Below are 7,466 nucleotides of genomic sequence, written 5' to 3'. Positions count from 1 at the left end.
TAGCGACTTGGACGATGATGTATTGACGGCAACTAAAGTCACAAATCCCAACAATGGCACTCTCACATTCAATACTGATGGTTCGTTTACTTATACTCCCAATCCGGGTTTTGTGGGAATCGATAGCTTTACTTATAGTGTCAGTGACGGGGTTGCTACCATCCCAGAAATTGTGGCAAATATTAATGTCACAAGTGCCGGAAACTTTAACTTCAGCAACGCCAATTACAGCGTTAATGAAAACGGTCAATTTGCCACAATTACTGTTATCCGCACTGATGGTACTAATGTGGCGGCTGCTGTCAGTTACAGTACAAGTAATGGCACTGCTAATGCTGCAAGTGACTATAACCAGACATCAGGAACTTTAAACTTTGGCATTGGCGAAACTGCTCAAGCTTTCACGATTCCCATTGTGGCTGATTCAGAGATAGAAGAGGATGAAACTGTTAATTTAACTCTCAACAATCCCACTAACGGAGCAGATTTAGGAGCGATTTATAGTGCTGTTTTGACTATTGTAGATACAACTCCGACTCCAATTCCGACGCCGACGCCAATTCCGACGCCGACGCCTGCGGAAACTCCAATTCCGACGCCGACGCCAATTCCGACGCCGACGCCTGCGGAAACTCCAATTCCGACACCAATTCCGACACCAATTCCGACGCCGACGCCTGCGGAAACTCCGACACCAATTCCGACACCAATTCCGACGCCGATGCCTGCGGAAACTCCGACACCAATTCCGACGCCAATTCCGACGCCGATGCCTGCGGAAACTCCAATTCCCACACCGACGCCAATTCCGACGCCGACGCCTGCGGAAACTCCAATTCCCACACCGACGCCAATTCCCACACCGACGCCAATTCCTGCGGAAACTCCAATTCCGACGCCGACGCCTGCGGAAACTCCAATTCCCACACCGACGCCAATTCCTGCGGAAACTCCGACGCCTGCGGAAACTCCGACACCAATCCCGACGCCAATTCCTGCGGAAACTCCAATTCCGACACCGACGCCAATTCCTACGGAAACTCCAATTCCGACGCCGACTCCTGCTGAAACTCCAATTCCGACACCGACGCCAATTCCTGCGGAAACTCCAATTCCGACGCCAATTCCTGCCGAAACTCCGACGCCTGCGGAAACTCCGACACCAATTCCGACGCCAATTCCGATATCTGCGGAAACTCCAATTCCGACGGCTAAACCTGGGGAAACGCCGATCGCCAATCAGAATTCGATCGCCCCAACCACATCTCCAACAACCGAAACCCCCACACCTGCGCTAATTCCTGCAGCTTCGGAAGACTGTATGTGCGATCGAATCACTTTACCCGATCGCACTTCCATTGCCGGCCCGAATATCCCTGAAAATATCCTCAACGGTACTGACGGTAAAGATACTCTAACCGGCAGCGATATTAATGACATCATCAACGGTTTCAACGGCAGCGACTGGCTAAATGGTTTTGTCGGCAGCGACAATATTTACGGTGGCCTTGCTAGCCCAGTTACTGTTGGCGCGGATGCAGACAGCGACACCATATTTGGCAACGAAAATAACGACTATCTCCTCGGCCACGCTGGGAATGACATTATTTATGGGGGTAAAGATCATGATGTGGCGATCGCAGGCAAAGATAATGACGTAGTTTGGGGCGACAAAGGCAACGATACCCTACTTGGCGATGAAGGTAATGACAGTTTATTTGGCGACAATTCTGAGGCGCCTGACGGTGACTTGACAGGAAAAGATTTGCTTTTTGGCAATAACGGCAACGACGTTTTGTACGGACAAGAAAGCGAAGATACTCTAAGTGGCGGCGAAGACAATGATACCTTACACGGCGGCAAAGATAACGATATAATTTGCGGCGATTCTGGCAATGATTTGCTATTTGGAGATTTGGGAAATGACACCATCTGCGGTGGCGATGGCGAGGATACGATTTTCGGAGATATTGACAATATCGCTACCGAAGCTAGCAGTCAACAAGATTATTTGTGCGGTGGCAGCGGCAATGATTTAATTTTTGGTAATCAAGATGCCGATCAATTGTGTGGGGGTGACGGTAGCGATACTCTGTACGGCGGTAAGGGTGATGATACTTTTATTGGGGGAATTGGCGACGACTGGTTGATGGGAGACTTCGGAAACGATACGCTGCAAGGGGGAAGCGGGCGCGATTACTTTTTCTTGACTCCGGGAGAAGGCCAGGATGTAATCGCTGATTTTACGCAAGGTGAAGATTTATTAATTTTAATGGGAGGGTTAACGGTCGATCGACTCAGCATACTTCAAGAAAACACTACAACGTTTATCAAAATTGCCAATACCGATCAAATCTTAGCTAGCCTCAAAGGCGTGCCAGCTAATCTCATCACTCAACAGGATTTTACAGTAACCGGGCTACCTGGTTTGCAGATAATATCGAATCCGGTTGTATCACAATGATGGCTAATATCATGTCCGATCGATTAACTATAATATCCCGGTCGGGGCGGGTTTGTGAGATTGTCAATTATTGGCAGGTATTGTTGGTGAGGGGAACCCCTAAAAAAATCGCGATCGCTCGACCGGATATGATATGAGACACTACTTAAATATTTCGTATAGCGTCAGCAAATAGTCATATCGCATTGATTTATCCTCTCTAAAATTAATCTAGCCTGCCTTCAGAAGGTAGGCTAGGGCGATCGGGAGGAGTATAGAGTCAAACACAATATTGGTACTAGACTTGGGGTTAAGTTGAAACTGTAGGGTGCGTACTTCGCACCCTACAGTCTCTCATTTCCAGGCTCGGCTTTGTATTTAAACCGGAACCAGAGTCGGTTCCAAAGTTGCCACTAATTTGAGATTGTACTCATATTCAAAACACGGCTTTTTATAATCCAAACTCCACAATTCTAGAGCGCAATTGTCTTCGGGATTGAGCGGTTGTAGGCGCAAGTGAAACTCTCTAACTTCCGGGCGATATTCGCATTTAAAATCAGAAATTGCGCCTATTTGCCGCCTATCTAAAGCCACAGCTAACCGCAGAAAAGGATGCAATTTATTGACGAATTCACGGTATTTTTTCGGAAGAGCAATAAAGTTTTCGTGCTTCTTTTTGGGAGGATTTTTCCGGTGATAGCGAGCCAAATTGGCAATTACTTCAATCTCTGTTTCAGTGTAGCCCAATAACTCACCATTGCGAATTAAATAGTAAGAATGCTTGTGGTGCGCTGAATGACTGACGTACAAACCGCAGTTGTGCAGAATTGCGGCAGCCCACAGCAACTCGCGTTCTTCACTTCCCCAGTTGTGTAGAATTCCTTGAGTTTGGTCGAAGAAGTTGAGAGTAAATGCTGCGGTTCTTTCGCTTTGTTCTAAATTGACTTGATATTTCTCAGCCATGTGGTGAATGCTGCGCTGGCGGATTGAACCTTGATAGCGTAAGCGGTTTTCAATTAAACCGTGCGCCAGCATCCAGTCAACAATTACCCCTTCTCTCAGAGATCGATCGCAAACCGTCAGCGATTCAATTCCTAATAGTATCATAGCTTCCTGCAAAATCAAAGCGCCTGCCAGAATAATTTCCGCCCGCTTGTCCGACATTCCCGGAATTGCCAACCTTTCGGCATAAGAAAGTTTGCGAAAGCGATTGACTAAATCACGCAAATCTTTTAAACTTAACTGATATCCGGCTAGGGGACTCGGCACTGTTCCCAACTTTTCGCGAGCATTAATTGCCGCTAGAGTTTCGATGGTTCCAGCAGTGCCAATCAAGCGCAAAGGTTCGCCCTCATGGAATTGAGATCGCAATTCGTCGATCGGTCTTTCTAGCGAAATCCGAATATAAGCTTGCAAATAAGCAAACTCCTCCCTGCTAATCGGGTCAGTTTTGACAAATTGTCCTGTTAAGCGAACAGCACCAATTTTTGTACTGGTGAGACAGCGAGGCTCAGAACTGTCTCCTAAAATCAACTCCGTAGAACCGCCACCAATATCAATAATTACCTGCGACTGATTGTTAAACTCCATACCCGAAAGAACGCCGAGATAAATTCTCCGCGCTTCTTCTTGACCGGAAATTAAACTAACATTCAGGTCTAATTCTTCAGCAACTTGTTTCAGAAAATCCCGCCCGTTAGGGGCTTCCCGAACTGCACTCGTAGCCACAGCGATAATTTGTTCGGCATTGAAAGTTTTAGCAATATCTTGAAAGCGGCGCAGAGTGGCGATCGCCCTTTCCATAACCTCGGACTTCAAACACCCTGTCTTAACCTCACAATCGCCCAACCGAACCGTATCTTTTTCTCTAGCAATAATCGTAAACGCGGGTAATTTCGGATCGATGCGCGCCACCACCATGTGAAACGAGTTAGTACCCATATCAATAGCAGCAATAATGCGATTTGACTCCGCAGAAGCAAGTGAATTAACCATTGGAGTATCGGGGTTGACAGATATTTATGATTATTTCACGAATCCAGTGAGGCATTCTATTAAATTAGCAAAAATTTGGAATTGCTGACTGGTCAAGACTTTTACCTGTTTTAAATTTCGGCAGAAGTGCGATCGCCAGCAGAGATAGTAAGTGATTGTGCCTAAAATTTGATAAAATCTAGAGTTAAAAATATGAAATCTAGAATTGAAATGCTTAAAGAGCCCGATCGCCAACCCGAATCCACATTGCTAACTGTCGTGAGGCTTTTGAGATGGGACAAACCAGCAGGAAGGCTGATTTTAATGATTCCAGCCCTCTGGGCAGTCTTTTTAGCAGCAGACGGGAGGCCGCCCGCAGCATTGGTGGGCGTGATTGTGTTGGGTACCTTAGCCACGAGTGCGGCGGGATGCGTCATCAACGACTTGTGGGATCGCGATATCGATCCCGAAGTAGAAAGAACGCGATCGCGCCCCCTAGCATCCCGCGCCCTCACCGTGCAAACTGGAATCGGAGTTGCATTAATTTCCTTTGCTTGTGCGGCGATTCTCGCTTTTTATCTCAATCCGTTAAGTTTCTGGCTGTGTGTCGCCGCCGTACCAGTAATTATCTGCTATCCGCTGGCAAAAAGATTTTTTCCTGTGCCGCAATTAGTGCTATCAATTGCCTGGGGTTTTGCAGTTTTAATTAGTTGGAGCGCCGCCGTTGACGAATTAGAATTAGCAACTTGGCTTCTGTGGGGTGCAGTCGTGTTTTGGACGATGGGATTTGATACAGTTTATGCGATGAGCGATCGGGAAGACGATTTGCGTTTGGGGGTGAATTCCAGCGCGATATTTTTCGGGGATAATGCTGCTAATGCTGTGGGTTTTTTCTTTGTTGGTACTGTCGGTTTGTTAGCAGCAATGGGGATGAATCTGCACTTGCACATTGGTTTTTGGATGGCAATTAGTGCGGCGGCTATTTTGTGGTTTTTTCAGTACAGTCAACTGCGGAATACTGATATTCCGAAGCTTGTTTACGGTCAAATCTTCCGCCAAAATGTTTGGGTGGGGTTTGTCATATTGGCGGGGATGATTGTTGGGGAGATTTTTTAGTTTTTTGTAGGTATTTTCCCGCAGAGAACGGGTGTGAAACTCGAATGATTTAAGTTTGACAGAAGAGGTTCAAATCGATTTAAGCCTGAAAGCCTGTGTCTCTCTGCTTTGTATCCAATCCAAGTCTCGCACCCCCGCACATCTCCGAGGATGTGCGGGGGGTTCTTCATCTTTTTTCAGGATGATTATACATAAATATACTTAGTTATTAATCTAATTGGATTAGACTTTTCAGAAATGTTACTGATGCGCTGGCTTATAAAAACTGATACTATTTTTGTGTATGAGACGAAATTATACTGAATTATTAGAGTATAAAAAACTACGTCTTTTTGTCGGTCGGTATGGAAATTGGTTACAGGGAACACTTTCCCCGGAAGAAAATAAATGTCTAACGATGCCATTTCCTACTCGTTATTAAACACTCAGTGTAAAGTTTCATTACAAAACGCATAAAAACTCCGGCGCACTTCTGATAGATACATAGTGGCGGAAAGTTAAGCGAGTTTAACGACTTTCTAAACTTTTGCTAATTAAGTTAAAGTCGCGTGTCGTGACGCGGGTTGGCGACAATTGCTTGGCTGTGTCGGCTGATTTTTTCCATAGAATTTTATCAATCAAGGTGCATCATGTCTAATATATCGATCGGCAATCTGAACAACAACTATTTCTCCATCGACTTCGCAGGTAAAACTGACCCCACAGACACCTATCGTTTTAATCGACTCAATACCGGCAGCTTTCGAGTTACGGCTGAAGGGTTTAGTTCCATTGTCGGGATGCAGCTTCTCGACAGTCAGGGAAAAGTCGTCAAAGATATCGAAACCAACGGCACAAATTCAGGAACTTTTAGCATCGATAATTTGGGCGCAACTAATTATGCGCTCAAAATTTCTGCACCCTCCCGCGATACAAATTATCAAGTTAGTTTAACCCCTGACGGCAAAGTTGACCCGCTGACAGGTTTAGGGGTAGACTCCGGCTTTTTCGCTACAGATTCCACGGGACAAGTTGGCTTTGACTGGCTGCACGACGGCGGCAATTATCAAGGTGAAGTTGCCATTTTCAGCGTGCTGGGAATGGAGAAATTCACCCCTGGTTCTCAGGAATTTATCAAAGAAGCGGCAAGACGATCCCTGACCAATTCTACCTTTGGTCACGTAGTAATTTCTGACCCCACAGAAGGTGCAAATCCACTATTTAATGGCAGTTTAGGAGAGGCAAATTATAACCAGGGGCAGTACAGCGGGCAGAAAACATTTCCGATGAAACCGGGAGAGGCTTTTGCGGTGATGCTGGTGCCAAATGGTACTGTGCAAGATGTGTTTAATAATCCCGGTGCCGGCGGTGATAAACGCCCACTGCTATCATTATCTAGCACTAATCCAGATGATGCTTGGTTGTACGGTCAAGTAGCAGATGTCACTGGTAATGGCAAGGCATTTGCGATGGAAGATCAGCGCGTCGATCAGGGTTCAGATAAAGATTATAACGATTTGGTTTTCAATTTAACAGGTGCGACGGGCAAAGCACCGGCAATAGAGAAAGTGATCGATCCAAATAAGGATTGGACTAAACTTGATGGCGGCAAGAAATTGATCGATTATGTCAAATCAAAGCAGCCGGTTGTGGAACCGCCTGTTGCTGTAACGCCACCGATTGATCCAAAACCGCCTGTTGCAACAACGCCTCCTGTGGAAACGCCACCGATTGATCCAAAACCGCCTGTTGCAACAACGCCTCCTGTGGAAACGCCACCGATTGATCCAAAACCGCCTGTGGCTGTCGCGCCTCCTGTGGAAACGCCGCCTGTGGCTGTAGCGCCACCCGTGGAAACGCCACCTGTGGAAACAAAACCGCCTGTGGCTGTAGCGCCACCCGTGGAAACGCCACCTGTGGAAACAAAACCGCCTGTGGCTGTAGCGCCACCCGT

The 7,466-nt window shown here is 46.6% G+C and carries 4 protein-coding genes; 3 read left to right on the top strand and 1 reads right to left on the bottom strand.

What is annotated here, in order from left to right; all coding sequences use genetic code 11:
- Positions 1-2,464 (top strand): Calx-beta domain-containing protein (locus tag QUA25_RS23030; protein WP_333041448.1); only part of this gene is annotated, 2,464 nt, incomplete at its 5' end.
- 357 nt (positions 2,465-2,821) lie between these two features.
- On the opposite strand, the gene QUA25_RS23025 is transcribed toward QUA25_RS23030, so the two are convergent.
- The gene (locus QUA25_RS23025; RefSeq protein WP_333041447.1) at positions 2,822-4,438 is read right to left on the bottom strand and encodes a Ppx/GppA phosphatase family protein; all 1,617 of its coding nucleotides are present in this window, start codon (positions 4,436-4,438) and stop codon (positions 2,822-2,824) included.
- Positions 4,439-4,648: 210 nt separating this feature from the next.
- Between QUA25_RS23025 and QUA25_RS23020 the strand changes: the two genes are divergently transcribed.
- Together QUA25_RS23020 and QUA25_RS23015 are read left to right on the top strand one after the other, a co-directional pair.
- Positions 4,649-5,533, top strand: coding sequence for a 4-hydroxybenzoate solanesyltransferase (locus QUA25_RS23020; protein ID WP_333041466.1), 885 nt, complete (start codon positions 4,649-4,651; stop codon positions 5,531-5,533).
- 629 nt (positions 5,534-6,162) lie between these two features.
- Positions 6,163-7,466 (top strand): DUF4114 domain-containing protein (locus tag QUA25_RS23015; protein WP_333041446.1); only part of this gene is annotated, 1,304 nt, incomplete at its 3' end.

The organism is Microcoleus sp. Pol17C6 (assembly GCF_036701145.1).
GTDB lineage: Bacteria > Cyanobacteriota > Cyanobacteriia > Cyanobacteriales > Microcoleaceae > Microcoleus.
Note: the sequence above shows the minus strand (reverse complement) of the source record. Positions and strands in the feature narration are given on the sequence as shown.

Excerpts from the sequence above, each read along its gene's own strand:
- QUA25_RS23020 (WP_333041466.1), top strand. The coding sequence starts at position 4,649 with ATGCTTAAAGAGCCCGATCGCCAACCCGAATCCACATTGCTAACTGTC.
- QUA25_RS23025 (WP_333041447.1), bottom strand. The coding sequence starts at position 4,438 with ATGGTTAATTCACTTGCTTCTGCGGAGTCAAATCGCATTATTGCTGCT.